Origin of the sequence: Micromonospora sp. WMMD961 (assembly GCF_029626145.1) — a bacterium.
Classification (GTDB): Bacteria; Actinomycetota; Actinomycetes; order Mycobacteriales; family Micromonosporaceae; genus Micromonospora.
In genome coordinates, this window is the sequence record NZ_JARUBJ010000002.1 from 3,901,266 (window position 1) to 3,925,902 (window position 24,637).

Sequence of the window (24,637 nt, forward strand, 5' to 3'; positions counted from 1 at the left end):
CCATTGTCCAACGGGCCGGCTGTTGCGGACCAGCACCGCACACATCCTGTAGGGCGTCCTAGGATCCTGGGAGAACAGCGGTGGGCCGGCGTGGCGTGGGTAGTCGGTCCAGCATCGCGAGGGCCGCCCGGATCGACCGACGCCGCAGCATCTCGTCGAAGCTCGCCCGGCCCTGGCAGAACTGCACGAACATCCGCCAGCCCGGCGGAGTCGCCAACAGGGCGTGGAAGACGTCCGGGCGGCGGGTGAACACGTCCAGCAGGCGAAACCCCGCCCGCATCTCCGGCACCAGCCGCACGTCGACCGCCCGTTCGTACCCGGCCAGATCACCGTCGACGACTGCCGCGCCGGCCAGCTCACCGGAACGCAGCGCGAAGCTGATGCCCTCCCGGCTCCACGGCTCCAACAGACCCGCCGCATCCCCCACCACGAGCACCCGGCCGGTGCGCAACGGTGAATCCTCGGCACGGCACCGGGTCAGGTGACCGGAGTCGTGCTCCGTCGGCAACCCGGTCAACCCCAGCCGGTCGACGAACCGCCGCAGGTACTCCCGGGTCCCCTCCCCCGCTCCCCGACCGGCGATCACGCCGACGGTCAACCGGTCACCCTTCGGGAAGACCCAGGCGTACGAGCCCGGCATGTCGCCCCAGTCCAGCAGCAGCCGCCCCCGCCACCGCTCCTGCTCGGTCGGGGGCACCGGAATCTCCACCTCCAGACCCAGGTCCACCTGCCGGTACCGAACCCCGACATGTCGTGCGGTCACCCCCGACGAACCATCGGCGCCGATCACCGTGCGGGCCGCGATCGTCGTACCGTCGGCGAGCCGCAGGCGTACCCCCTCGGGGTCCTGGTCGATCGCGCGGACCGCGACCCGCTCACGCATCTGCGCGCCGGCGGCGACGGCCGCCTCGCGCAGCCGGTCGTCGAACTCCTCGCGGCGCACCATCGTCACGACCGGACTGTCGTTGCGGCGGGTGAACTCCCGGCGGCCGTCGCGGGTGAACGTGACACGGTCCACCCGGTCGTGCGCGGGCACCTCGATCCGATCCGCGACGGCCGCGAGGGAGGTGCCGATCAGGCCACCGCCGCAGGTCTTGTACCGCGGGTGCGCGGCCCGCTCGACAACAAGCGTGGAGACACCGGCGCGGGCAGCGGCGTGTGCCGCGGAGAGCCCGGCGGGGCCGGCGCCGACGACGACGAGGTCCCAGACGATCACGAAAGCAGCCTAGGGCACCGACCGTCCGAACCGCCCGCGCGCCGACCGCCCGATCGGGTGTGCATCTTCGGTCACCGAGGGGGTAACCGGCGCGCGGCAGCCGCCCCGCGGTGGCGGACGAACGGAGGAGGAACCATGCAGCAGGTGCAACTGTCGGAGGCCGAGCAACGGGTGTACCAGGCGGTCACCACCCTGGAGGCACGCGGGCAGGTGCCGTATTCGGACCTGATCGCCGAGGAGTCCGGGTTGACCGAGGAGCAGGTCGGCAGTCCCCTGCACCTGCTCACCGAGAAAGGCCTGCTGCACCGCGAGGACTCACCGATGGCGGGCCTCGACTTCGGCCCCCGGTTCTGCGCCCGCCAGATGGCGTGACCCGCAGGACCCGACGAGACGATTCGCCCCCCGCTGACCCGGGTAGCGGTCAGGAATGCGTGGTCGACGGTCGACGGGGGGCTCGATGAGTGCGGCGCAGCCGGTGACGGCGGCCGAGAACCGGCGACGCTGGCAGGCCGTCGGCGTCGGGTTGGTCGCCGCGTTCATGACGCTGCTCGACGTGAGCATCGTCAACGTCGCGGTGCCATCCATCGATCGGGCGCTGCACGCCTCACCGAGCGACCTGCAGTGGGTCCTCTCCGGGTACGCGCTCACGTTCGGCCTGGCGCTGGTCCCCGCCGGCCGCTTCGGCGACGCCCGAGGACGGCGCAACGCGTTCGTCCTCGGTATCGCCCTGTTCACCGTGACCAGCGCACTCGCCGGCCTCGCCCCTTCCCCGGCCTGGCTGGTCGTCACCCGACTCCTTCAGGGCGCCGCGGCCGGCATCGTCAACCCGCAGGTCATCGGACTCATCCAGCAACTGTTCCGCGGCTCGGAACGGGCCCGGCCCTTCGGGCTGCTCGGCGCCACCATCGGCATCTCCACCGCGGTCGGGCCGTTGCTCGGCGGGCTGCTCATCGCCATCGGCGGCGAGGAACACGGGTGGCGCTGGGTCTTCTTCGTCAACGTGCCGGTCGGCATCCTCGCGGTGATCCTCGGCTGGCGTCTGCTGCCCGGCCGCCCCGCCGGTCAGCCCGGCTGGCGTCAACTCGACCCCGTTGGCGTCCTCCTGCTCGGTGTGGGCGTCGTCCTGGTCCTGCTCCCGCTCGTGCAGGAGCAGCAGTGGCAGACCCCGTGGAAGTGGGCGCTCATCCCGATCGGTCTGGCGGTGCTGGTCGTATTCGGCCTGTGGGAGCGGCGCTACGCACACCACCACCAACCCCTGTTCGACCTGCGACTGTTCCGCCTCCAGTCGTACACACTGGGTTCACTGCTGGCGCTGGTCTACTTTGGCGGCTTCACCGCCATCTTCTTCATCTTCACTCTGTTCCTGCAGATGGGGCTCGGCTACAGCGCACTCGTCGCCGGTCTCGCCATCACCCCGTTCGCCCTCGGCTCGGCGGCCGCCGCCGTACTCGGTGGCCGCATCGTCAACCGCGTCGGCCGACCGCTGGTCGCCATCGGGTTGCTCACCGTGGTGATCGGGCTGGGCGCGACCGTGGTCGTGCTGCACCTCGCGCCCGACGCGCCGGCACCCTGGGTCGCCGCCGGCCCACTGCTCGTCGCGGGCATCGGCAGCGGCCTGGTGATCGCCCCCAACCAGACGATCACCCTCTCCGAAGTGCCGGTAGCGCAGGCGGGTAGCGGCGCGGGCATGCTCCAGACCGGTCAGCGGATCGGCGCCGCAGCCGGCATCGCCGCCGTCGGCTCGATGTTCTTCTCGTCCCTCGCCGACAGCCGCGGCGATTGGACCGCGGCCTTCGAACGGTCCCTGCTGCTGGCCACCGGCATCATCGGGCTCGCGCTGATCTGCGCGCTGATCGACATCGTCCGCAACCACAACCACCACTGACCGGGGTACGCCGCTGGCCGGCACCCCGGTTGGGGATGCCGGCCAGCGGTGCGGTGGGTCAGCTGTTCCAGTGCTGGCCGACCAGGTCGGTGGCCTGCTGCTCCCACTGGGCGTACGCGTCCGGGTAGGCCGACACCTGCACGGTCTGCGCGGCCTCGGTCAGCGGCATGTCCTGCCACCCGTCGACCTGCTTCAGGCCCTTCAGGAACGCCGTGGTCGAGTACTCGGGGTCGGTGATCTGCTCCGGGGTACCCCAACCACTGGACGGGCGCTGCTGGAACAAACCCAGCGAGTCATGGTCGTTCATATCGCCCAGGTGGCCCAGGTTCTCCAGCTTCGACTCCTGCAGACTCGTGGCGATCGAGATGACCGCGGCCCGCTCGGGCAGGCCGGCCTTCTTCGTCGCGGCGATGATCGCCTTCACATTCGCGGTCTGCTCGTCGTTGAGGGTGATGTGCGACTGCTCGCCCTGCGGCTTCGGCGCCGCCGACTGCACGGCAACCGCGACGGGCTTGGCATCAACAGGGTTGGCGTGGGCGGCGACCGGACCGGCGAACACACCACCGGCGAACGCCAGACCAGCAACAGACAACACACTCTTACGCATGATCGTGTTCATGGGGGAAGCTCCTTCGGGGGTAAGGACACCCGCGTACGGGTGAGCACCTCGTCGGGCGCACCAAACAGGGGAAAAATCTTGGGGGCGGCGGCCAGCAGACCGAGGGCCTGCGGCGCCGGCGTCGGCGACCTACGAGCGAGGGCTCGGGCGCCGGGTCCATGTGCAACGGCCCGCCGGGCGGGGCCATTCCAGGTCGGCCGATCCCGGCGAAGCGGGGTACCGGTCGGGCCGGGGTCCAGGTGTAACGACCCGCGGACCGGGGCCATTCCGGGGGGCGGCCGATCCGGTCGACCGGCCGTGGTCCTGCGATCGTCAGGGTGTGTAACCACCCCCGCCCGGCCGTGATTCCGCCTGACGGGTGCCGCCGGCCACATCCAAAAAACACCCGAACCGAGCAAATCGCCCAGGTCGACCTGAGCTGAAGGCACCACCGTCATCCACGCCCGCGAAACTGCTCAGCTCGGGCGTGATCAGCTCGACGTCCTTGATGTCGGGGGTGTCCAAGACGGTGAGATACCGCGACTTCACGGAATCCGAGCCCATCAAGACGTACGGGGTGGCCGAGCGCCCCCGTACACCGATCGGCCCGCGACCCCTCAGCAGACCCGGACGGCCGGGACCCGGCCCGCACGAGGCTGACGCCCGTCGGAGTGTTCCGACGGGCGTCAGCCTCAGTGCGGTTCCGGGCATTGCCCGGTGGTGCGGGTCAGTGCGCGGCACCGCCGAGGCGCTGGCGGCGACGCCAGGCCAGGGTCAGCAGCAACATGACCGCTCCGGCGCCGACCAGGCCACCGCCGAGCTTCATGGGCGTGCCCATGCTGTCACCCGTGACGGGCAGCGGCTGCTTCTTGTGCAGCACCCGCAGCTCGGTCGAGGCGGTACGGCCGGACTCCCGGCCGGTCGCGGTGAAGGTCAGCAGACCCGTCACCGACGGCTTGTAGCTCCTGGTGAAGCGCCCCTGGGCGTTGGTGAACGCCGTGAAGTTCAGCGGTGCGCTCGCCTGGTACGCCACCGGGGCCATGGCCACGGTGCTGCCGTCGCTGCGGCGAGCCGGCGCCTGACCACCGGCCGGAGCGGCCAGCGGGGTGACCGTCACCGAGATGTCGACGGTCTCGTTCGGGCCGAAGTTGGTGCCGGTCAGGATGACCGTCTCGCCGAGGAAGATCGTCGGTCGGTTGACGGTCAGTGACGCCACTACCGGCGGGTACGGCGGCGGTTGGGGCGGGTCGGTGGTCGCGCTGGGCGCCGGCTGCGGCTGTGCCGCCCCCGCTGCCGTCGGCACGGCCACCACGGCCAGGCCGACCGTGAGCGCCATGATGATGCGGGATAGCCGCATGATTGGTTCCCTCCTACTGGTCACAGCTTGGTGCGGAATGAACTTGGGTGGTCCAGGGGCTGGCGGTGGGGGTCAGCCACAGCTCGGCTTGCCCGACGCCGGTCTTGGCCGTCAGCACGGTCACCTCCAACGCCTTCTCGGCGCCGGGAGCGACGTCGACGCTGGCGGTCGCCACCTGGCGGCGGCGTTCGGTGCCGCTACCAACGGCCGTCTCGGCCCCGTCGAGCCGGGCCTCGAGCACCGCTCCACCTGCAGGGCTGAAGATCGACACCAATGTGCGGACGGTGTACGGATCACCAGCCATACCGAGACCGAGGACGGACTTGGTGAGTCCGGACTTCGGTGCCGTCGAGCGCAGGGTCACCCGCAGGCGGAGCTCGCGGCGGCCGTCGGGGCGGCATTCGCCGACCGTCAGGTTCGCCGTCTGTCGTAGGTAGTAGCCGAGCTTCGCGCCGCTGCCGTCGTTGAGGAACACGCCGACCGTCGGCACGGTGTCCTGTTCCGGAAGCGTCCCGGCCATCCGGCTGTCGCCGAACGTCCGCTGTTCCTCAGGTCGGGCACTCCAGAACAATATCCGCCGTTCGGTGATAGCACGGTCAAATGCGGACAACAACACCCTAGGGTTGACATTCTTCTTGAAGAAGGCGTCGAAGACGGCAGCCGCCGACGCGGCGAAGAACTTGTCCTGCTGTTCGACGTCGAGCTGCCGGTAACTGTCGTTGAGCAGGGTCTGCACGACCTTCTCGCTGGCCAGCGGGACACCGCCGGGCACCAGCACCGGGCCGGTCGCCTTGAGTAGATAGGACAGCACCACCGGATCGACGGCGAGCACGCCGTCGACAGTGGTGCCCGTCTTGCGGCGGAACATCTCGCGGTACAGCGTCGCCGCGGTCGGGAAGTGCGGGGACAGGTTGACGTCGGCCGGGTAGATGCCGGGCAGGTCGGTCCAGAGCGCGCGGGTCTCGGCGGGCACCTTCAGCGCCGGTTTGAAGAAGCCAAGCGAGGACGAACTGCCCTGCTTGCCCATCGTCACCGCGCCGTCCTTCGCCTCGATCATCGCGTACGCGCCGAACATGCCGCCGGTGGCGCGCAGCTCGGCAAGGTTCTGCGAGACCAGCAGGTACCGCCGTGGTCCGCTCGCGCCGAGCAGTGGCGGCAGCAGGCGGGCACCCTGGTCGGCAGCCGTGGTCAGGCTGGCCAGGCGGTCGATCTCGCCACGGAGGTCGACAAGCGCCTGCCGGACCTGGCTGACCAGGCTGTCGGCCGGTACCGCCGCGAGGTCTCGGCGCGTACCCTGCACCGACTCGTTGACCCGGGTCAGCTCGGCGGAGACCCCACTGAGCCGGGCCAGGTCCAGTCGACCGCCGGTCGGCACCAGGCTGGTCAGGTCCATCCGGAGCAGGGTCGGGAACGCCTGCCGCGCCAACTCGTCGATGGCGGCAGCGATCTGCCGAACGGCATCGAGGTCGTCGCCCACCATCGGCGTATGCCGACCGAGTTGCCAGCTCGGGTCGTTGGTCGCCGCCCGGGCTGCGCGGGACTGCTCCTGGAGAGCGACAAGGGTCCGCAGGGCGCGGTCGGTGTCCCCGCCGACCACCTGGGCGCTCAACTCCCGGGCGAGGCCGGCGGCGTTGAGCAGGTGAGCGCGCGCCTGCCAGCCGCGAAAGCCGACCCAACCGCCGGCCGCCAGCAGCAGCGAGCCGACCACGAGGGCGCTGAGGAGGGCTCGTCGCAGTCGGGCACGCCGACGGCGCCGGGACCGGCTCCGCCGCCGGGTCGGCCGTTCGCTTTCCGTCACACCACACTCCCATTCGGGGAATCGGACAGATGGTCGATTCCCTGACGTTCTTAGCACGCGCCAGGGGACTTCATACCGTTATCGCAATAAGTGCCGCTTAAGCGAGGTTTCCTCGCGGCTCCCGGACCGGCGCTGCCGCCCGCCCCGCCGCCTCGTGCAGCAGCCGCTCGATCCGGTCCACCCCGGCGGGGAGGGACATCTCCCTCAGGTACGCCGACCGCCCGCGGCGACCCATCTCGGTCCGGGTGGGCGCGGGGATGGTGGCGGCCAGCCAGAACCGGTCGGCCAGCGCCGCCCAGTCCTCCGGCGGGCAGGAGAGACCGGCCCTGGCGCGTTCGACCAGTTCGGCAGTGTCACCGCCCGCCGACGCGACCACCGGGGCGGCACAGGAGAGCGCAGCCTGGAGCTTGCCCGGCACCGTGCCGCGCAGCTCCGGAAGGTCACGCAGCATGACCAGTTGGTAGTCGGCGGCGGCGTACAGCTCGGGCATGTCGACGGGTGACCGTCGCTCCACGAAGCGGACGTTGTCCGCACCCAGGTCGGCGGCGAGCCCCCGCACCCGCCGCTCGTCCGCGCCCGAACCGACGAGGACCAGGTCCATCGTCCGGTCCAGCGCCGCCGCCGCCCGGACCGCGGTCTCCAGTCCCTGCCGCGCGCCGATGGTCCCGGCGTGCATCACCACGCACCGACCGTCCCGGCGGACCAACCGGCGGGCCGCCGCCCCGGGCGTCACCGGATGAAAGATCCGCTCGTCGGTCCAGTTCAACACCTCTCGGACCCGGGTCGGGTCGGCGCCCGCGGCGACCACCAGATCCCGCATCGACGGCGCGGCCACCGCGATCCGCGCCGCGGCCCGATAGATCCGGGTCATCGCGCTGCCCATCCGCGCCGCCCAGCGATCCTCGCCCGCCTCCTCGGCGCCGTCGCGGGTCCAGACATCCTGCACGTGCAGCACCGCCGGCACCTGCCCGAGCAGTCGGAGCACCCCGGCGGCGGCGAACGTCGTCGCCGGCAGTTGGAACACGTAGAGCGCGTCCACGTCGCTGAAGTACCGCCGGGCGGCCCACGTCGCGCTGCCGGCGAAGGAGAGATAGCTGGCCATGCGGACCTTGGTGGACGTGACCCGCCCGGGGTAGCGCGGCACCCGTCGAACCGTCAGTCGTTCGCTGTGCGTCTCGTGGTGCCACCGCTGCCGCCAGCCGGGATACACGTGGCCGCCCGGGTAGTCCGGAAATCCGGTGAGCACCCGAACCTTGTGCCCACGCGCGGCCAACTCCTCCGCGAGGCTCCCCGGAATGAACGCCGGCTCAGGCGGAAAGTGGTACGACAGGATGCCGATCCTCACTGACCCGCCCCCGTCCGGCACGGATTCACGTCGGCCGGCGCGGCACCACGGCCGACGGGCGTTCCGCGCGCGTACGATGCCGACAACCCCTCCCCGCGCGACCACCGGCGTCGACGCACCGCCCTCACGGTGTGGACACCCGTGTCCGCACCGATGAGAGGGACTCCGATGGCTGATCGCGTGTTGTTCGTCTGCCACGCCAACCTGTGCCGGTCGCCGATGGCCGAGTTCCTGGCCCGCCGACTGCTGGCCGACCGGCCCGTCACGGTGGCCAGTGCCGGCACCGACGCGATCGACGGGCTGGGAATGCACCCGTACGCGATGGAGATCGTGACCGCCAGCGGCAGGGACCCGGCGGCGTTCCGCACCCGGGCGCTGCGGCCGGAGTACCTGACCGACGCGACGCTCGTGCTGACCGCGACCCGGCGCCAGCGCTCGGTCTGCACGGCGCTGGCGCCGGCGGCGCTGCACCGGACGTTCACGGTGCGCCAGTTCGGCCGGCTGGCCGCGGCGGCCGAGCCGCCCGCCGGGTCGGCCGACGACTCGTTGCAGGCGGCGATCGCCGCCGCCGCCCTGGCCCGGGGACGGCTACAACCCGCCGCCCCGGACGCGGACGACCTCCAGGACCCGATCGGCGGCACCGCCGCCGACTTCCGACGCTGCGCCGAGGAGATCGAACGGTCGCTGCGACCCCTCGCTGCGCTCATCGGGGCAGCCGGGTGAGTTCCTGGGTGTGATCGGTGACGCCGTTGACCCCGTCGGTGGTCGCGACGTGCCGACCGGACGCGCTCCGTTGTTCGGCCGGCACCGATGCCGTGGGCGCCGAGGTGACCACCCGGTAGGCCTCGTACTGGTAAGCCTCGGCCTTGGCCACCTTCGCCATGTTCAACACGCACCCGAGCAGTCGAACCGACACCGAGTGCAGTGAGCGCGCCGCGGCGGCGACCTGGGCTCGCGAGGTACGGCCCTGCTGGGTCACCAGCAGCGCACCGTCCGCCTGCACGGCCACGACCACGCCGTCGGTCACCGCGAGCAGCGGTGCGGTGTCGATGATCACGATGTCCGCCGACTCCCGCAGCGCCAGCAGCAGGTCCGACATCGCCTTGGAGCCGAGCAACTCGCTCGGGTTCGGCGGGGCGGAACCACTGGGCAGCACCAGCAGGGACTTGTCCCCCCAACGCTGCACGACGTCGCCGACCTGCACGTCGCCGACCAGCACGTCGGTGAGGCCGACACCCGCGTCCAGACCCAGGTAGTCGTCGACCTTCGGACGGCGCAGGTCCGCGTCGACCAGCAGCACCCGCCAACCCGCCTCGGCCAGCGCGATGGCCAGGTTGCAGGAGAGCGTGGTCTTTCCCTCACCCTGCAGGGCGCTGGTCACGGCGATGACCCGAGCAGGCTCGTGGACATCCACGAAACGCAGGTTGGTACGCAACTTGCGCACCGCCTCGGCACGGGCGGAGGTCGCGGCGTCGCCCACGATCAGCGGTGCGCTGCGGGCGTTGCCCTCGAACGGAATCTCGCCGAGCAGAGGGCTGCCGGTGGCCCGTTGCAGACCGGCGGCGTCGCGCAGCCGCACGTCGGCGACTCCGCGCAGGATCGCCAGGCCGATACCGAGGATCAGACCGATCAGGCCACCGAGGGTGAGGTTCCGGACGGGCTGCGGCGAGACGGGGTTGGCGCTCACCCGTGGGCCACTGACCACCTCGATCTTGACCGGCGCCTTACCCTCGGGCGTCGTCTCGACCTTCTGTACGAGTTCGACGAACTTCGCGGCCAGGGTTTCGGTCACTCGCAACGCGCGGGTCTGGTCGGTGTCGGTGACCGACGCCTGGAGCATGACGGTGCCGGTCTCGGTGGAGGTCTTCACCCGTCGCTGCACCTCGTCGGCGGTGAGACCGACCGGGGTCTCGGCCACCACGCTCTGTGCCAGTCGGTCGCTGGTGAGCAGGTCCGCGTACGACTTGACCCGCTGTTGGAGGAAGAGCCCACCCTGGTAGGCCTCGCTGACGCCGGTGTTGGGGGTGGTGACGAAGAACGTCACCGACGCGACGTACCGAGGTTGGGCGCGCACGGTCAGGAAAGCCGATACGCCGAGGGCGACCATGACCGTGACCAGTGTGACCCACCAGTGCCTACGCACGTGACGCAATTGGCGGAGCAGATCCATCAGGCGCGCCTCCGTGCCGGTCCGGTTACGCCAAAGAACTTCACGAAAACCCCCAAGGTCGTCTCTAAACTCGTGAAACCATTAAAGCGGTTCATGCGGCTTATGTCCGGAGTTATGCATTTTCTTTAGTTCGACATGCGTCCGGATGACCAACCCGACAACGGTCCATTCGGCAGCGGCGACAACGAGGAAAAAGTCGAAAGCCGGCCAGGTGACGTCCGATCGGCCCAGCGGTCGCCGCCGACGGCCAAGCCGGAGGGCGACGGGATCCGTGCGTCGTGACGTCCGAGGTGGCCCCTCGTGGTGGCCAGGAACTCAACCGGGAGCTGGACGGCGGGGACCTCCGCGGCCCGCACCGGGCCGCACCGCCGGTGGGGCCGCGCTCTGCGGAACGCCGCCGCCGGCGCTGATCTACTCGGCGGTCGTCCCGAGCGCGGGCGGGGAGGCACTACGTGGCTGGGCCGTTGCGAAACCCGCCGACGTCGCCGTCGCACTCGCCGCACCAACGGCGGTCAGCAGACACCGCGGCCAGCACTCGCGGCGGCCAGCACACACCGCGGTAGACCGCCGGGTGGCGAAGTGGGAGAAGTTCGACGCCGACGGCGTGCCCGGCGTCCACCAGCGGACCGTCGGGCGTCGGGCGGAAGCACGACCCGACGCCCGCCCGTACCGCGATCCGGTCAGTGTCGACGGTCAGCGGGCGGCAGGTCCTCGGTCTCCTCGACCACCGCCTCGGCGGCCGGAGCGGTCAGGTCGTCGCCCGGCACCGCCACCTCCTCGACACGATCCTGCTCGTCGGGTTTCCCACCGGGCTGCGGCTCGGGAGCGGTGGCAGCGCCGGAGAAGCCGTACTCGTTCGGTTCGTCGTGCCGGCTCATCTGGTCATCCTCCCGATTTCCTGGTTTCGCGTCCTAGCGCCAACGGTAGGTGGCAATCGTCGTCGGCGCAGGGGGCCGGGGATTGTCGCCCGGACCACGGCGCCGGAGCGCTCAGCGCCGCTCCGAGCAGTTGACGCAGGGCGATGATCGCCACCGCGCCGGCCAGACCGTTCCAACCCGGATCGCCGGCCAGCCGCAGCAGACCGGCCGCGGTCAACAGGTCCAACAACAGTCGGACGCCGGTTCGCAGCGCCCCGGTGCTGACCACGGTGACCACGCCGACGAGCAGGGCCAGCGCGGTGACCGCCGTGACCAGGTGGTCCATCACCGGCGACGCTCCCCCTCGGCCACCTGACGCTGTTCCTGACGGATCTCCCGACCCAGGAAGTAGTTCAACGCCGTCCGGATCGTCGCGATCGCGGCCAGTTGTCCGATCTGCGCGAACGACGGTGACACCGCGGTCCGCAGCACGTCCGCCGCCAGCTGGAACTCCAGCCCCAGCGTCAGGAACCGACCCAGCGAGAGCCGGATCGGCGTGAAATGGGCGGCGGTACGGTGTCGCAGCCCCTCGACCACGAACCGCACCGCCGCCCAGACCGCGCCAACGAAGATCACCAGCGCGCCGGCCACCTCCACCACGGCCACCAACACCTGGTCGCCGTGTCGCAACAGCTCGGCCGGCTCCACCCCGGGCCGTTACCCGCCCTCGGGGCAGCTAGTCGGCACTCAGGTCAGCTCGTTCACCGCCTCCAGGATCAGCCACAGACCGGAGATGGCGAACAGGATCGCCGCACCATACTTGATGGTCTTCTCCGGCAGCCGACGACCGAGCATCCGGCCGACCAGGATGGCCAACGCGTCCGCCGCCACCATGCCGATGGTGGAGCCGAGCCAGGTGCCGAACCAGCCGTACTTGGTGGCGAGTGTGATCGTGGCGAGCATCGTCTTGTCACCCAGCTCGGCCAGGAAGAACGCCACCGACACCGCCACCAGCGCGGTCTTGTTCGTCTTCTCCGCCTTGCGCTTCTCCTCCTCGGTGAGCTTGTCCCCCCGCAGGGTCCACGCACCGAAGCCGAGGAACGCCACACCGGCCACCAGCGAGATCCACTCGGTCGGCAACACCGCCCCGAGGCCCGCGCCGATGGCGACCGACGCCAGGTGCACCACCGCCGTGGCGACCGTGATACCGATCAGCACCGGGATCGGCTTGAACCGCGTGGCGAAGGTCAACGCCATCAACTGGGACTTGTCTCCCAGTTCCGCGACGAAGATGACACCGAAGCTGACGACCAGCGCGGCGAAAAATCCCTCCATGACGTCCTTCCCGCTCATGCCGGGAGGAGGTACAGGGGCGCCCTCGACCCGGCTGCAACAGCCTGAGTCGAAGGTCTCGCCCGCCCCGGAGACCGGGGCCGCGTGGCCGGATGCGGAACGCACCAGTATGTCGACCACGACATTGGGGGCTACTCCCCTTCGCCCGCTCAGCCTATCCGATCACCAGCGGCCCCCTTCGAGGCGGGCGAACAGGCTCAGCGGGCCCGCGCCAACGAGACCCCGAAGAGCCCTCCCGGATCCGTCCAGAACTCCGCCGTGGCGAAACCCGCCGCGGCCAACTCCGCGGCGATCCCCTCCGGGTGGAACTTCGCCGAGACCTCTGTGCGCAGGTCCTCGCCCGCCGCGAAGTCCACGGTCATGCCCAACACACGCACCCGCATCCGCCGGGTCGCCCGCAACCGCATCTCGATCCACTCGTGCTCCGGATCCCAGAGGGCGACATGGTCGAACGCCCCCGGGTCGAAGTCGGCGCCCACCTCGCGATTGAGCACGTGGAGCACGTTGCGATTGAACTCGGCGGTGACCCCGGCCGCGTCGTCGTAGGCGGGCACGATCACCGACGGATCCTTCACCAGGTCCGTACCGAGCAACAGCCAGTCGCCAACCTCCAGCGCCGCACGCATCGCCGTCAGGAAATCGGCCCGTTCGGCGGGCAGCAGGTTGCCGATGGTGCCACCGAGGAACACCACCAGCCGTCGGCCACCGGTGGGCAGCCGGTCCAGTTGCCGGGTGAAGTCCCCCACGATGCCCCGAACCCGCAGGCTCGGATAGTCGGCGGCGATCTGGGCGGTAGACCCCTGCAGGGCGCTGACCGACACGTCGAGCGGGACGAACGTGCCCAGCCCACCCCGGCGGGTGAACGCGTCCAACAACAGGCGGGTCTTCTCCGACGACCCGGAACCCAACTCGATCAACGTCTTGGCCCCGGTCAACGCCGCGATGTCCGGAGCCCGCTCGGCCAGCACCGCCCGCTCCGCCCGGGTGGGGTAGTACTCGGGAAGTCGGGTGATCTCCTCGAACAACTCGCTGCCCCGGGCATCGTAGAACCACTTCGGCGGCAGCCACTTCTGCTCGGCGCTCAGCCCGGCCCGAACGTCGTCGCGTAGACCACGCTCCAGATCGCGCCCTTCGAGGTAGACCTCCAGCGGTTCCGCCGTCATCAACTCGCCTCTCTGCTCGATCAACAGTTGCGTACCCACCCGGTGCCGCTCACCCGGTCGGAAGTGGACGTACCCGCACCCCGTCCGCGGTCGCCAGGACCAGGTGCCCCTCCGGTACCGCCCGCCACCCGGGACCGTCGTCGTGCGGCTCCGAGGCGATCAGCACCGAACCGGGTGCCTCGCGAACCGACAACGCGTGCCCAGCCACGCTCGCCACCGCCCGGCGGCCGTCGGTGAGCAGCAGGTTCAGCCGCGACCCGGGAGCGGCCCCGCCGACCTCGGCCACCGTCCGCCCGACCGCGTCCGCCGGGTCGTCCCCGGCGCGCAGCCGATGCCGCACCAGCGCCCAGAGCAACGCCGAGTCGGTGGCGGCGTCCAAGGTGAGCAGGTCACGAACCGGCAGACCGGCGGCGAGCGGCACCACGGCGTCCGGCCAGCCACGGACCACACCGTTGTGACTGAACAGCCACCGCCCCTCGGCGAACGGCGCGGCGGCGCCGTCGAGCACCGCCATCCCGACCGTGGCCGAGCGCACCGCCGCCAGCACCGCGCCAGTGCGGGTCACCGCCGCGAGCTGGGCGATGGTCGGGTCGCTCCAGATCGGCTGCGCCCGTCGATAGCGCACCGGCTCACCCTCGTCCGGGTACCAGCCGACGCCGAACCCGTCGGCGTTGATGGTGCCGCCACCACGCATGTCCCGAGGCGCCCAGGACTGCCGCACCAACGAGTGCGGCGGGTCGAACAGCACCTCGGCCAGGGTGACCGGCGGCCCCAGGTAGACCAGGTGACGACACATCAGCGCGCCCTGCCCCCCGGACCGCCGATCACCGGTACGACTCCTCCGGTCGAGCGTCGCGAGCACAGCGGAAACCGCTGAAGATCTGCCGGCGGATCGGATAGTCCCAGTTGCGGAAGGTGCCCCGGCAGGCCGAACGGTCAGTGCCGAACGAGCCACCACGCAACACCCGGTAGTCGTCGCCGAAGAAGACCTCCGAGTATTCGCGGTAGGGAAACGCGGTGAAGCCCGGATACCCGCCGAACGCGCTCGACGTCCACTCCCAGACGTCACCGATGAGCTGGTGCACACCCGACGGCGACGCCCCGGCCGGGTACGCACCCACCGGCGCCGGCCACAGATGCCGCTGACCCAGGTTGGCGTGCGCCGCGGTCGGATCCTCGTCACCCCAGGGATAACGACGCGACCGCCCGGTCGACGGATCCCACCGGGCTGCCTTCTCCCATTCCGCCTCGGTCGGCAGCCGCTTCCCGGCCCACGCCGCGTACGCCTGCGCCTCGTAGAAGCACACGTGCACCACCGGCTCGTCCCCGCGCACCCGATCCCACCGGCCGAAACGCCGGTACGACCACTCGTCGCCGTCCCGACGCCAGTGCAGCGGCGCCACAAGACCCTCCCGACACCGATGCGCCCAACCCGCCGGGCTCCACCATCGCTGATCGCCGTAGCCGCCGTCGGCGATGAAGGCCGCGTACTGGCCGTTGGTGACCGGGGCCGCGTCGATGACGTACGCCGGGAGGTCGACACGATGAGCGGGACGTTCGTTGTCCAACGCCCACGGGTCGGTGTCGGTGCCCATGGTGAACTCCCCCGCCGGCACCAGCACCTCAGCGCCGACCCGGACCGACGGCTCAGGCGGCGGCGGCGCGTGCAGCACCGCCGGCCCCGCGCGCAGTTGGTGGGTGGCGAGCATCGTCTCGTCGTGCTGCTGCTCGTGCTGCACGATCATGCCGAAGGCGAACCCGTCCGCGACCAGCGGCCGCTCGCCGAAGGCCACCGTGTCCAGCAGGTCATGCACCTTGTCCCGCACCGTACCCAGGTAGGCACGCGCCTCGGCGGGCGGCAACAGCGGCAACGCCGGGCGGTCCCGGCGCGGCTGCTTGAACGCGTCGTACAACTCGTCGATGTCACACCGCACCGGCTCACGCCCGCCGACGTCCCGGACCAGCCACAGCTCCTCCTGGTTGCCCACGTGGGCAAGGTCCCAGACCAGCGGCGACATCAGAGGTGAATGCTGACGCATCAGCTCACCGTCGTCGACCACCTCGGTCAACAACGAGGTACGCGAGCGCGCCCGGGCCAACTCCACAGCAATCCGGTCACGCAACTGCTCACTGTTCACCGAACCTCCAGCCGTTCGCGACTGCGGGGCTCGCCACCCCGGCTCACTGCTCGCACTCACCGGTCCCCTTTCTTCGTGGCGGCGGCCAGCCGCCGCCGCACCCCTCGCTCGATCTCGTCGTGGGTGTCGGCCGGCAGGTCCAACCGAGGCAGGACGGTCAGCGCCAGGTCGAGCAGGCCCGTCGCGGCAGCGGCCAACGCGGGGTCGGCCAGGCCGCTGCGGGCAGCAGTCGACCAGCGGTGCGCCACCGGGGCGGCGATCGAGAACGCCCCCCGCACCGTGCCCGGGTCGTGAAAGAGGGCACTCAGCACCGCCAGCGGCAGCCGCCAGTCCCGGTCGGGCTGGGCGTCCAGGTAGCGCAGCTCCAGGTAGCCGCGCGGCCGCACCGGCGGAAAGAGCGTGCTGACGTGATAGTCGAGGTCGTCGGTGGTGGGCGGTTGCGGCAACGCACCGTCGAGCCAGTCGGCGAAGGTCACTCCCGGCGGCACGGTCCAGTCCGACCCGTGCCGACGCCGGCAGAGCAGCGGAGCGGCGAGCACGTAACGGATCCAGGTGGCCCTCGGGTCCTCGGCGCCGCAGCCCGGCGTCCAGACAGGTCGGGTGCGGGCCGGGTCGATGGCCAACCAGGCGGCCATCCGGGCGGAGGCCCACCCGGTGCGACGCCCCGAGTGTCGGCTCGCGGAGGCGAACGCCGCGAGCAGCGGCGGACCGACGGCGTGGGCCGCGGCCCACCGGCCGGCGACCTGCTCCGGCTCGCCGGAGTCGAGACAGACCTGCAGGCCGGCTGTGCTGTACATCATGACGCGGCCGGCCGGACCACGCCTGTCGAAGGCGGCGCGCATCGCGCGGTATCGGGGAGTTTCCAGCACCGGGCGGGGCCGTCGGTGTGGGTCGATGCCGCTGCGGCCGAGGATCAGCCCAGCGGCAGCGAGCAGGCCGCTGACCTGGGCGATGTCAGCCTCGGTGGCCTGGATCAACGCGGCGGTCGAGGTGCGGGGCGGGGCGGAGATCTCCAACTGGCCGCCCGGCTCCAGGGTCACCACACCGCCGCCGCGCAGCGGCTCGGCCGGGCTGGTGGGATCCAACGTGGCGGGGCTGTGCCGCCCCAGCGCCGCCCTCAGCCGCCCCGTTTCGACGGGACGGACGGGATCAGACGCGTCATGCACGGTCCACTCCAGTTCGACGCCGGTGTGGGTCGGTGGACCGGTCTTGAAGCAGATCCGGGCGAGGTGCCGGCCTGCGGCCGCGGACTCACGCAGGATGGCGCTGCGCTCCAGCTCGGGCGACGTCACCAACGGTCAGGCCCCCTCTCCAGGTGCCGGCTCAGCGACACCGTTTCACGGTAGACCCACCCACCGACACCGCCGGAGGGCGTCCACGGCGACACCAACCTCTGTCCGACAGACGAATTTCCCATGCCGGGCGGAACTAACCACCCGGGCGCCGACCGCTCACTTCGGAGAGGGGCGGCCCGACGGGGGGTGCGGTGCGGTGGTCTTCGCCGGTGTGGAGGGCTTCGCTTCGGGCACCAGCCGATGGCAGTACTCCTCGACCCGCTCGGCACCGCCGGCGGCGGTCACCAGCCGCTCGAAGCCCGGCGTCCGCAATGCCTTCTCCCGCTGGTCGGGCTTCTTGGCCAGCCAGGCGCGGCACTGCCCGTGCAACGGGCCGGCCGGCGGGCTGTGGGCCGGTGGTGCTCCGGCGGCCGACGGCGTGCCGGGCGACGGTGGGCGGGGCGACGGGGTGCCGTGTGGCGGCGTCTCCGCCGGCGACCGGGTGTTGTCGCCGGACCGGGGCGAATCCGGTGTCGGCGACGCTCGGGGCGGCTCCGGTGCGACAGGTGCCGGTATCCAGTCCTGCCGGACCGCGGCGAATGCGGCGCCCGCCGTGGCGGTGACCGCGACCGCGCCGATCCAGGCCGCCGCGCCGGTGGTCAGGCGTCGACGGCGCGCCGGGTGTGGCACCGACGACGGCTCCGCGCGGGCTGCGCGGAACGCGGCCAGCGCGGCCTCCTCGCCAGCCAGCTCTCCCGGCCGGACCGGGCCGGCGGCCGCTGCGAGCAACCGGGCCACCGGATCGGCCGGGGCTTGCCCCGCTTCGGTGTCCGCGGAGGCACGCGCCTGACCCGGCACAGTGTTCTCCTGGGGGTGGGCGGAGTCGAGCAGCCGTTCGGCGTCGGCGTGGGCGGCCCGCCGGAACGGGTTCATCGGAAGTCCCCTCACGTCAGCCGTCCGCCGGCTCGGCTTGGGACGCCCGGAGGGCGGGGCTGCTGCCCGTGCGGGGCGGCGGCACCCCGTCGACCTCGACCGGCAGTCCGACCGAACCGTCGCGTTCCAGCAGGGCCGCGAGCCGCCGCAGGCCTCGGTGCGCGGCGGTCCGGACGGCACCGGCGCGGCGGCCCAGCACCCGGCCGGCGGATCCCGCGTCGAGCCCGACCACGGCCCGCAACAGCACGGCTTCGGCCTCACGGGGAGGCAGGGTGGCGATCAGGGCCAGGGCCGTCTCGGTGCCGATCGTCTCGGCGGCCCCCTCGGCGGTGTCCGCGTCGCTGGCGAGATGGACGAGCGCCTGCACCGGAACGGGGAGAGCGGGACGTCGACGCAGTCGGCGCAGGTGGTCCATCGCTCGGTTACGGGCGATGGTGACGACCCAGGCGCGGAACTCCCCACCGGTGAAGCTGGGCAGGTCGCGCGAAATCTGCAGCCAGGCCTCCGAGGCGACGTCCTCGGCATCCGCGCCGACGAGTGCGGTCAGGTAGCGCAGGAGTCCCGGCTGGAGGCTGCGGTAGAGGACGCGGAAGGCGTCCTCGTCCCCATCCTGTGCGGCGCTGACCGCCTCCGACAGGTCGCCGGTCATCCGCGACCCGCGGGCTGCTCGGGGCATGCCGGCCCGATCCGCCGCACCGAGGCGGACCATCGGGTACGAGACGCACACCCGACCAGCTGCCGCACCCGTACCGCCCCCCGCCGATCTGATCGCGCCCGCGACCCGGGTGGTCCGGGCCGGATGCCGGGGCACCCTGAGGTGGTCGGCGGCGCGCGCCGAGGTCGCCGGGGACCCGAGCCGGGCTAACGCTAGGAGGGGACCGACGACGCGACAAGCCGGCGCCGCGTCACGGAAGAGTGACAATTATCAACCATGCCGGACGGCGTGTCGGCGTCACACTCCGTGACCTGAGGCTGCGGTCCGTGCTCGGTGGCGGTTTCCGACGAACCGTCGGGCGTCCACACGCCGAAAGATGTCAGCTTTCGTCACACCACGTCGTCGTCACGTCACAAGAACGTGGTGTCCACACAGGTCAGGGCGGTGACCGCGTGAGTGCCACCCGCGCGGGTGACCGACTGCGGTACGCCGTACAGCGCCACTCTGGGTACGGTAATGCGGTGTTGTCATCGGAGGTCGTGCTCAGCGGTCGATACCGCTTGGACGAACGTGTCGCCACCGGCGGTATGGGCGACGTCTGGCGTGCCTCCGACCTGATCCTCGGCCGGCAGGTCGCGGTCAAGGTCCTGCTGCCGGCGCTGGTCTCCGACCCGGGCTTCATCGCCCGGTTCCGGGCCGAGGCCCGGATCATGGCGGCGCTGCGGCACCCGGGCATCGTGCAGGTCTTCGACTGCGGTGCCGACGACCTGCCCGACGGCGGCGGTCGAGCGGACTACCTCGTGATGGAGTTCGTCGCCGGCGAGCCGCTGTCCAAGCGGATCGAGACGGCCGGCCGGCTCGACGTGGCCGAGACGATGTCGATCGTGGCCCAGGCGGCCGCCGCGCTGAACGCGGCGCACCGTGGCGGCATCGTGCACCGGGACGTCAAGCCCAGCAACCTCCTGGTGCAGGAGGACGGCACCGTCGTCCTGGTGGACTTCGGTGTGGCCCGGTCCACCGACATCACCAGCATCACCAGCACCAACGCGGTGCCCGGCACGGCCCTCTACATGGCCCCCGAGCAGGCAGCCGGCCGACCGGTGAGTGGTGCCACCGACATCTACGCGCTGGGCGCGGTCACCTACTGCTGCCTCACCGGCAGCCCGCCGTTCACCGGCGACAACCCGCTGCAGGTCGCCGTGCGCCACCTGGACGACGAACCACCGGAGCTGCCGCACGACATCCCGGAGGCGGTCCGCGCCTTGGTGTCCCGGGCCCTGGCGAAGGACCCGCAGGACAGGTTCAGCAGCGGGGCGGCGATGGCCGAGGCCGCCCGGACCGCGGTCACCGGCGGCGAGCCTCCGACGGCGATGGCCACGCCGGTCCCGTTGCGCGACGCCGGCCCGGGCACCCGCACCGACGTGCCGGCCGGCGCGGCGGTGGCGAGCGCGGGACAGGCCGGGCGTCAACGGCGGCGAGGTCCGCTGGTCGGCGCGGCCGCGGCCATGCTGGTCGCGCTGGTCGGGCTCGGTGCCGCGCTGGGCGCGGCGCGCAATGCCGGCGAGGATCCGGCGGTCAACCTGCCCACCACCTCGCCGACGGTGGCGCCGAGCGGGCCGCAGGAGCTGCCGGCGGCGAACGAGCAGGTCGTCACCGGTGACCCGGGCCGAACCGGTCGGCCGCATGTCCCCGGCAACCCCCCGTCCGCCTCGACCTCCGCGACGCCCAGCACGCAGCCCAGCCAGACGACCAGTCCGCCGACGCCGACCGGGACGCCGACCGGGACCACCGCGCCGACGGGCGGCCCGACCGGCGAGCCGAGCACTCCGCCGACGTCGGCCACACCCACGGCGACGGAGAGCACGCCGACCATTCCCGACGACGGGGACGGCGGGTAAGCCGACCGCGCCAACCCCCGGCACCTTCCCAGCAGCACCGATATCCCCAAAACGGACTTACGTCACTGAAGACGCCTCTAGGCTCTCTGCAGGCCATTTCCACCAACTGCCGCAGGAGCCTGGGTGAGCGCTGAAAAGCTGGTCGTGATCGGTCAGGGGTACGTCGGGCTGCCGCTGGCCCTGCGAGCCGTGGAAGCGGGGCTGGACGTGGTCGGTCTCGACGTCGACGCCGACCGGGTGAAGCGGCTCGCCTCCGGTGAGTCGTTCATCGAGGACATCCCGACCGACCGGCTGGGCCGGGCGCTGAGCAGCGGCCGGTACCACCCCAGCACGGAGTACTCCGACGCCGAGGGCTTCGACATCTGTGTCATCACCGTGCCGACTCCGCTGCGCGACGGCACTCCCGATCTGAGCTTCGTCGAGCAGGCCGGTGTCGGCATCGGCCCGTACGTCCGGCCGGGTTGCACCGTGGTCCTGGAGTCGACCACGTACCCCGGTACGACCGAGGAGCTGTTGCGTCCGCTGTTGGAATCGGCCAGCGGCCTGAGCAGCCCTGGCGACTTCCATCTCGGCTACAGCCCGGAACGGATCGACCCGGGCAACCCGACCTGGAAGCTGGAGAACACCCCGAAGGTGGTCTCCGGTGTGGACTCGGCGTCGCTGGCCCGGGTGGACGAGTTCTACCAGCGCCTCGTGCAGCGCACCGTCCCGGTGGACTCCACCCGAGTCGCCGAGTTGACCAAGCTGATCGAGAACACGTTCCGCCAGGTCAACATCGCGTTGATCAACGAGCTGACGATGCTCTCGCACCACCTCGACATCGACGTCTGGCAGGCGATCGACGCGGCCGAGACCAAGCCGTTCGGCTTCCTGCCGTTCCGGCCCGGCCCCGGAGTCGGCGGGCACTGCCTGCCGATCGACCCGTGTTACCTGTCGTGGCAGGTCAAGCGCCGTCTCGGCCGGCAGTTCCGGTTCATCGAGCTGGCCAACGACGTCAACCACGAGATGCCCGAGCACGTCGCGCAGCGGGTCATGGCGGGATTGAACCGCAAGGGTCGGTCCGTCAGCGGCGCCCGGCTGTTGCTGCTCGGACTGGCGTACAAGAAGAACACCGGCGACATGCGGGACTCCCCGGCGGTCGACGTGGCCCGCCGGTTGCAGGCCCTCGGCGCCGAGGTCCACGCGGTGGAGCCGTACGCCGAGCCGCACCAGATCCCGGCCGGGGTCACCGTGGTCGGGCTCTCCGAGCGGGAGGTGAGCGCCGCCGACGGGGTGGTCGTGGTCACCGACCACGACAGCTTCGACTACGACCTCGTGGTCCGGCACGCCCGCTACGTCTTCGACACCCGCAACCGGTGCGTCGGCCCGCTGGTCGAGCGCCTGTAGACCCGGCACCGCTGGCCGGTCCCGCCGCCGGGGAAGATGGCGGGACCGGCCGGCGGATGTCCGTCCGGCAGCGGGGTCCGACACCGGTCGGCCCGGACCGCGAGCGGGTCACTGGTCGGCGAGCGCCTCGACGACGGGACGGGACAGCGCCCGACGGGACGGCAGCACCGAGGCGAGCAGAGCGGCCACCACCGCCACGGCGAGGGTCAGACCGAGCTGACCGAGCGGCAGCACCACGTGGAAGTCCCCGCCGAGGCGGCCCAGCATGGCCATCGCGGAGGCGCTGACGCCGGTGCCCAGTCCGACCCCGAGCACCGCGCCGACCAGTGCCATCAGCACCGCCTCGACGGCGAGCACGGCCCGCATGCGCCCCCGGGTGAGCCCGACCGCCCGGAGCACAGCGTTCTCCCTGGTCCGCTCGACCACCGACAGGCTCAGCGTGTTCGCCACGCCGACCAGGGCGATCACCACCGCCAGGCCGAGCAGCGCGGTGACGAAGACGAGCAGCATGTCGACGGTCCCGGTCAGCATCGTCTTGTACGCGCCCTGGTCCATCAGGTTCACCGTCGGGTAGCGACCCAGCACCGTCTCGATCACCTCCCGGGCCCGCTCGGCGCTCACCCCGGCGGCGGGGTCGATCTCGGCAAGGAACCCGCGCTGACCGGGGAAGAGCGCGGCGAAGTCCGCGTCGGCCATGTCGATGACGTACCCGGTCGGCACGCCGTCGCCGGAGGTGTCGTCGGTGACCACGGCGGCCACCCGGAACGACCGGCCCTGGACGGTCACCGGCGAGCCGACCTGCCAGCCGCGTGCCCGCGCCAACTCCCGGTGCACCAGCACCCGGCCCGGCCCGAACCGACCGGCGTCGCCGGCGAGCACCCCGCCCAGCGTCCGGCCGACCAACGCCGGGTGGGCCGCGCGGATCTCCACATCGGCGACGACCGTGCTGCGCTGCTCGTGCACCACACCCAGCTCGGGCCGGGCGGCAAGCTCACCGGCGAGCGCGGCCGGCAGGTCCTGGCCGATACCGCTGACCACGAAGTCGGTTCCGATCTGGGCGTCCACGCTGCGTTCGATGCCGTCCCTGGTGCTGCGGGCACCGACCATGAACGCCGACACCAACCCGATCCCGATCACCAGGGCGGTGGCGGTCGCGGCGACCCGCCGCGGGTTGCGGATCGTGTTGGCCACCGCCAGCTCACCGGTCGCCCCGAGCACGCGACGTGCCGGCCAACCGAACACCCGCGCCAGGGCCGGGACGAGCACCGGCCCGAACAGCACGATCCCGAAGAAGGCCAACACCCCGCCGACCGCCACCAGCAGCACCTGACCGGCGCTGGCGGCACCGGCCAGCGCCGCGACACCGACGGCCAGCACCACCGCGCCGCAGGTCAGCCGTACCCGGCCGGCCGCGCGAGCGGGCTGCACCGCAGCGTCGGTGAGCGCGGCCACCGGGGCGACCCGGGTCCCCCGCCAGGCCGGAAGCAGAGCGGCGCACACGGTCAGCCCGGTGCCCAGGAGCAGACCGGTGAGGACGGTCGCGCCGGTCACGGTCAGGCCACCGGCGACCGGCGCGTCCAGTCGCGACATCACCATCCGCATCCCGCCGGCGAGGGCCACCCCGAGCAGCACCCCGCACGCGGAGGCGACCAGCCCCAGCACCGCCGACTCCAGCACGGCAGCCCGGAAGACCTGACCCCGCGTGGCGCCGATCGAACGCAGCAGGGCGATCCGCCGGGTGCGCTGCGCCACCACGATCGCGAACGTGTTGGCGATGACGAAACCGGCCACCACCACGGCGACCCCGACGAAGATCAACAGCAGCATCCGGAACTGGTCCACGTTGCGGACCGCGTCCTCGACGGCCTCGTCGAGGATCTGCTGACGGCTCTTCACGACGGCCTCGCCGCCGATCACGGCGCGCAGCCGGTCGGTCAGCGCCGCGACGGAGGCGCCCGGCCGGGCCGCCACCAGGATCCGGCCGTACCCACGCTCGCCGGTGAGGGCCAGGGCGTCCGGTCCGACCATGCCGACGAACGGGCCGCCGACATCACGGGCGGTACCCGCCACGTCGACGGCGCCGACCAGGGTGTACGGCCGGGCCGGACCGCTGGCGCCGCCGACGCGGACTGCGGCGCCGAGCGCGAAGCCCTCCGCGGCGACCGTCGGCGCGTCCAGCACCACCTCTCCGGCGCGGTCGGGCAACCGTCCGGCGACCACGTCGTACGAGCGCAGGGCGTCCTCGGTGGGGATCGCGACGAGCATGGTGAAGCCGAGCACCGGTCGACCGTCGACGCCGACGATCCCGGCCGTGTTGGTCAGCTCACCCGCCGCGGCGGCCACCCCGTCGACCGCACGCACCGCGTCCACCAGCGTCGGGGGCAACACCTCCCGGCCGGCCGAGTAGACACCCAGGTCGGTGTGGCGGTCGAACATGCCGGCCCGCTCGTACGTTCCGGCGCGCATCCCGTCGACGAAGATCATGGTGCCGGCGACGAAGGCGACACCGAGCACGACGGCCAGCGCGGAGAGCAGCATGCGCAGCGCCTCGGCGCGCAGCGAGCGCAGGGTCAGGCGGATCAAGCGGGGCTCCCGGTGCAGGTGGCGGATC

22 protein-coding genes are annotated in these 24,637 nt (G+C 71.8%); 5 read left to right on the forward strand and 17 right to left on the reverse strand.

The window, feature by feature from the left end:
* Nucleotides 1-58 precede the first annotated feature (58 nt).
* A complete protein-coding gene (locus O7614_RS17805) occupies nt 59-1,216 on the reverse strand; it encodes a geranylgeranyl reductase family protein (protein ID WP_278139582.1) in 1,158 nt (385 codons plus the stop codon).
* A 135-nt stretch (nt 1,217-1,351) separates the two neighbouring features.
* Between O7614_RS17805 and O7614_RS17810 the strand changes: the two genes are divergently transcribed.
* Both O7614_RS17810 and O7614_RS17815 read left to right on the forward strand, forming a co-directional pair.
* A complete protein-coding gene (locus tag O7614_RS17810; RefSeq protein ID WP_278139583.1) occupies nt 1,352-1,588 on the forward strand; it encodes a hypothetical protein in 237 nt (78 codons plus the stop codon).
* A gap of 85 nt (nt 1,589-1,673) precedes the next feature.
* Nucleotides 1,674-3,101, forward strand: a complete 1,428-nt coding sequence (locus O7614_RS17815; RefSeq protein WP_278139584.1) for an MFS transporter — start codon at nt 1,674-1,676, stop codon at nt 3,099-3,101.
* Between the two features lie 58 nt (nt 3,102-3,159).
* Here the strand turns inward: O7614_RS17815 and O7614_RS17820 are convergent, their stop codons facing one another.
* The 4 genes from O7614_RS17820 to O7614_RS17835 form a co-directional block, all read right to left on the reverse strand.
* Entirely contained in the window at nt 3,160-3,720 is a 561-nt protein-coding gene (locus tag O7614_RS17820) for a hypothetical protein (RefSeq protein ID WP_278139585.1), read from the reverse strand.
* A gap of 706 nt (nt 3,721-4,426) precedes the next feature.
* Nucleotides 4,427-5,056 carry a hypothetical protein gene (locus tag O7614_RS17825; RefSeq protein ID WP_278139586.1) on the reverse strand — a complete coding sequence of 210 codons (630 nt, stop codon included), beginning with the start codon at nt 5,054-5,056 and terminating at the stop codon, nt 4,427-4,429.
* Between the two features lie 13 nt (nt 5,057-5,069).
* Complete coding sequence (locus O7614_RS17830; protein ID WP_278139587.1) at nt 5,070-6,854, reverse strand: DUF4012 domain-containing protein; 1,785 nt, start codon at nt 6,852-6,854, stop codon at nt 5,070-5,072.
* 97 nt (nt 6,855-6,951) lie between these two features.
* Nucleotides 6,952-8,199 (reverse strand): glycosyltransferase family 4 protein, encoded by a 1,248-nt coding sequence (locus tag O7614_RS17835; protein ID WP_278139588.1) that lies wholly within the window; start codon nt 8,197-8,199, stop codon nt 6,952-6,954.
* Between the two features lie 168 nt (nt 8,200-8,367).
* Between O7614_RS17835 and O7614_RS17840 the strand changes: the two genes are divergently transcribed.
* Nucleotides 8,368-8,922 (forward strand): low molecular weight phosphatase family protein, encoded by a 555-nt coding sequence (locus O7614_RS17840; protein WP_278139589.1) that lies wholly within the window; start codon nt 8,368-8,370, stop codon nt 8,920-8,922.
* On the opposite strand, the gene O7614_RS17845 is transcribed toward O7614_RS17840, so the two are convergent.
* From O7614_RS17845 to O7614_RS17895, 11 genes are all read right to left on the reverse strand, one after another.
* On the reverse strand, nt 8,903-10,369 hold the full coding sequence (locus tag O7614_RS17845; RefSeq protein WP_278139590.1) for a polysaccharide biosynthesis tyrosine autokinase: 1,467 nt from the start codon (nt 10,367-10,369) through the stop codon (nt 8,903-8,905). The two genes, O7614_RS17840 and O7614_RS17845, sit on opposite strands and share 20 nt — an antisense overlap.
* A 680-nt stretch (nt 10,370-11,049) precedes the next feature.
* A complete protein-coding gene (locus O7614_RS17850; protein WP_278139591.1) occupies nt 11,050-11,247 on the reverse strand; it encodes a hypothetical protein in 198 nt (65 codons plus the stop codon).
* Nucleotides 11,248-11,251: 4 nt separating this feature from the next.
* Complete coding sequence (locus tag O7614_RS17855) at nt 11,252-11,572, reverse strand: hypothetical protein (RefSeq protein WP_278139592.1); 321 nt, start codon at nt 11,570-11,572, stop codon at nt 11,252-11,254.
* Nucleotides 11,572-11,934, reverse strand: a complete 363-nt coding sequence (locus O7614_RS17860) for a DUF1622 domain-containing protein (RefSeq protein ID WP_278139593.1) — start codon at nt 11,932-11,934, stop codon at nt 11,572-11,574. The genes O7614_RS17855 and O7614_RS17860 overlap by 1 nt, the downstream gene beginning before the upstream one ends.
* A 39-nt stretch (nt 11,935-11,973) precedes the next feature.
* Nucleotides 11,974-12,561 (reverse strand): TMEM165/GDT1 family protein, encoded by a 588-nt coding sequence (locus O7614_RS17865; RefSeq protein ID WP_145785637.1) that lies wholly within the window; start codon nt 12,559-12,561, stop codon nt 11,974-11,976.
* Between the two features lie 215 nt (nt 12,562-12,776).
* The gene (egtD, locus tag O7614_RS17870) at nt 12,777-13,742 is read right to left on the reverse strand and encodes an L-histidine N(alpha)-methyltransferase (protein WP_278139594.1); all 966 of its coding nucleotides are present in this window, start codon (nt 13,740-13,742) and stop codon (nt 12,777-12,779) included.
* Nucleotides 13,743-13,791: 49 nt separating this feature from the next.
* The gene (gene egtC / locus O7614_RS17875; RefSeq protein WP_278139595.1) at nt 13,792-14,538 is read right to left on the reverse strand and encodes an ergothioneine biosynthesis protein EgtC; all 747 of its coding nucleotides are present in this window, start codon (nt 14,536-14,538) and stop codon (nt 13,792-13,794) included.
* A 28-nt stretch (nt 14,539-14,566) separates the two neighbouring features.
* Entirely contained in the window at nt 14,567-15,880 is a 1,314-nt protein-coding gene (egtB, locus tag O7614_RS17880) for an ergothioneine biosynthesis protein EgtB (RefSeq protein WP_278139596.1), read from the reverse strand.
* Nucleotides 15,881-15,936: 56 nt separating this feature from the next.
* Nucleotides 15,937-17,175: an ergothioneine biosynthesis glutamate--cysteine ligase EgtA gene (gene egtA / locus O7614_RS17885; protein ID WP_278139597.1), complete on the reverse strand. Its 1,239-nt coding sequence runs from the start codon at nt 17,173-17,175 to the stop codon at nt 15,937-15,939.
* Nucleotides 17,176-17,331: 156 nt separating this feature from the next.
* Nucleotides 17,332-18,087, reverse strand: coding sequence for a hypothetical protein (locus tag O7614_RS17890; protein WP_278139598.1), 756 nt, complete (start codon nt 18,085-18,087; stop codon nt 17,332-17,334).
* 16 nt (nt 18,088-18,103) lie between these two features.
* Nucleotides 18,104-18,736 (reverse strand): RNA polymerase sigma factor, encoded by a 633-nt coding sequence (locus tag O7614_RS17895; RefSeq protein WP_278142294.1) that lies wholly within the window; start codon nt 18,734-18,736, stop codon nt 18,104-18,106.
* Between the two features lie 527 nt (nt 18,737-19,263).
* On the opposite strand from O7614_RS17895, the gene O7614_RS17900 reads away from it, so the two are divergent.
* A complete protein-coding gene (locus O7614_RS17900) occupies nt 19,264-20,640 on the forward strand; it encodes a serine/threonine-protein kinase (RefSeq protein WP_278139599.1) in 1,377 nt (458 codons plus the stop codon).
* Nucleotides 20,641-20,763: 123 nt separating this feature from the next.
* Nucleotides 20,764-22,026, forward strand: a complete 1,263-nt coding sequence (locus O7614_RS17905) for a nucleotide sugar dehydrogenase (protein WP_278139600.1) — start codon at nt 20,764-20,766, stop codon at nt 22,024-22,026.
* 108 nt (nt 22,027-22,134) lie between these two features.
* Here O7614_RS17905 and O7614_RS17910 read toward each other — a convergent pair whose 3' ends face one another.
* A complete protein-coding gene (locus O7614_RS17910; RefSeq protein WP_278139601.1) occupies nt 22,135-24,609 on the reverse strand; it encodes an FtsX-like permease family protein in 2,475 nt (824 codons plus the stop codon).
* Nucleotides 24,610-24,637 lie beyond the last annotated feature (28 nt).

Coding starts and splice junctions, on each gene's coding strand:
- O7614_RS17810 (WP_278139583.1), top strand. CDS start 1,352: ATGCAGCAGGTGCAACTGTCGGAGGCCGAGCAACGGGTGTACCAGGCG.
- O7614_RS17815 (WP_278139584.1), top strand. CDS start 1,674: ATGAGTGCGGCGCAGCCGGTGACGGCGGCCGAGAACCGGCGACGCTGG.
- O7614_RS17820 (WP_278139585.1), bottom strand. CDS start 3,720: ATGAACACGATCATGCGTAAGAGTGTGTTGTCTGTTGCTGGTCTGGCG.
- O7614_RS17825 (WP_278139586.1), bottom strand. CDS start 5,056: ATGCGGCTATCCCGCATCATCATGGCGCTCACGGTCGGCCTGGCCGTG.
- O7614_RS17840 (WP_278139589.1), top strand. CDS start 8,368: ATGGCTGATCGCGTGTTGTTCGTCTGCCACGCCAACCTGTGCCGGTCG.
- O7614_RS17845 (WP_278139590.1), bottom strand. CDS start 10,369: ATGGATCTGCTCCGCCAATTGCGTCACGTGCGTAGGCACTGGTGGGTC.
- O7614_RS17850 (WP_278139591.1), bottom strand. CDS start 11,247: ATGAGCCGGCACGACGAACCGAACGAGTACGGCTTCTCCGGCGCTGCC.
- O7614_RS17855 (WP_278139592.1), bottom strand. CDS start 11,572: ATGGACCACCTGGTCACGGCGGTCACCGCGCTGGCCCTGCTCGTCGGC.
- O7614_RS17865 (WP_145785637.1), bottom strand. CDS start 12,561: ATGGAGGGATTTTTCGCCGCGCTGGTCGTCAGCTTCGGTGTCATCTTC.
- egtD (WP_278139594.1), bottom strand. CDS start 13,742: ATGACGGCGGAACCGCTGGAGGTCTACCTCGAAGGGCGCGATCTGGAG.
- egtC (WP_278139595.1), bottom strand. CDS start 14,538: ATGTGTCGTCACCTGGTCTACCTGGGGCCGCCGGTCACCCTGGCCGAG.
- O7614_RS17890 (WP_278139598.1), bottom strand. CDS start 18,087: ATGAACCCGTTCCGGCGGGCCGCCCACGCCGACGCCGAACGGCTGCTC.
- O7614_RS17895 (WP_278142294.1), bottom strand. CDS start 18,736: ATGACCGGCGACCTGTCGGAGGCGGTCAGCGCCGCACAGGATGGGGAC.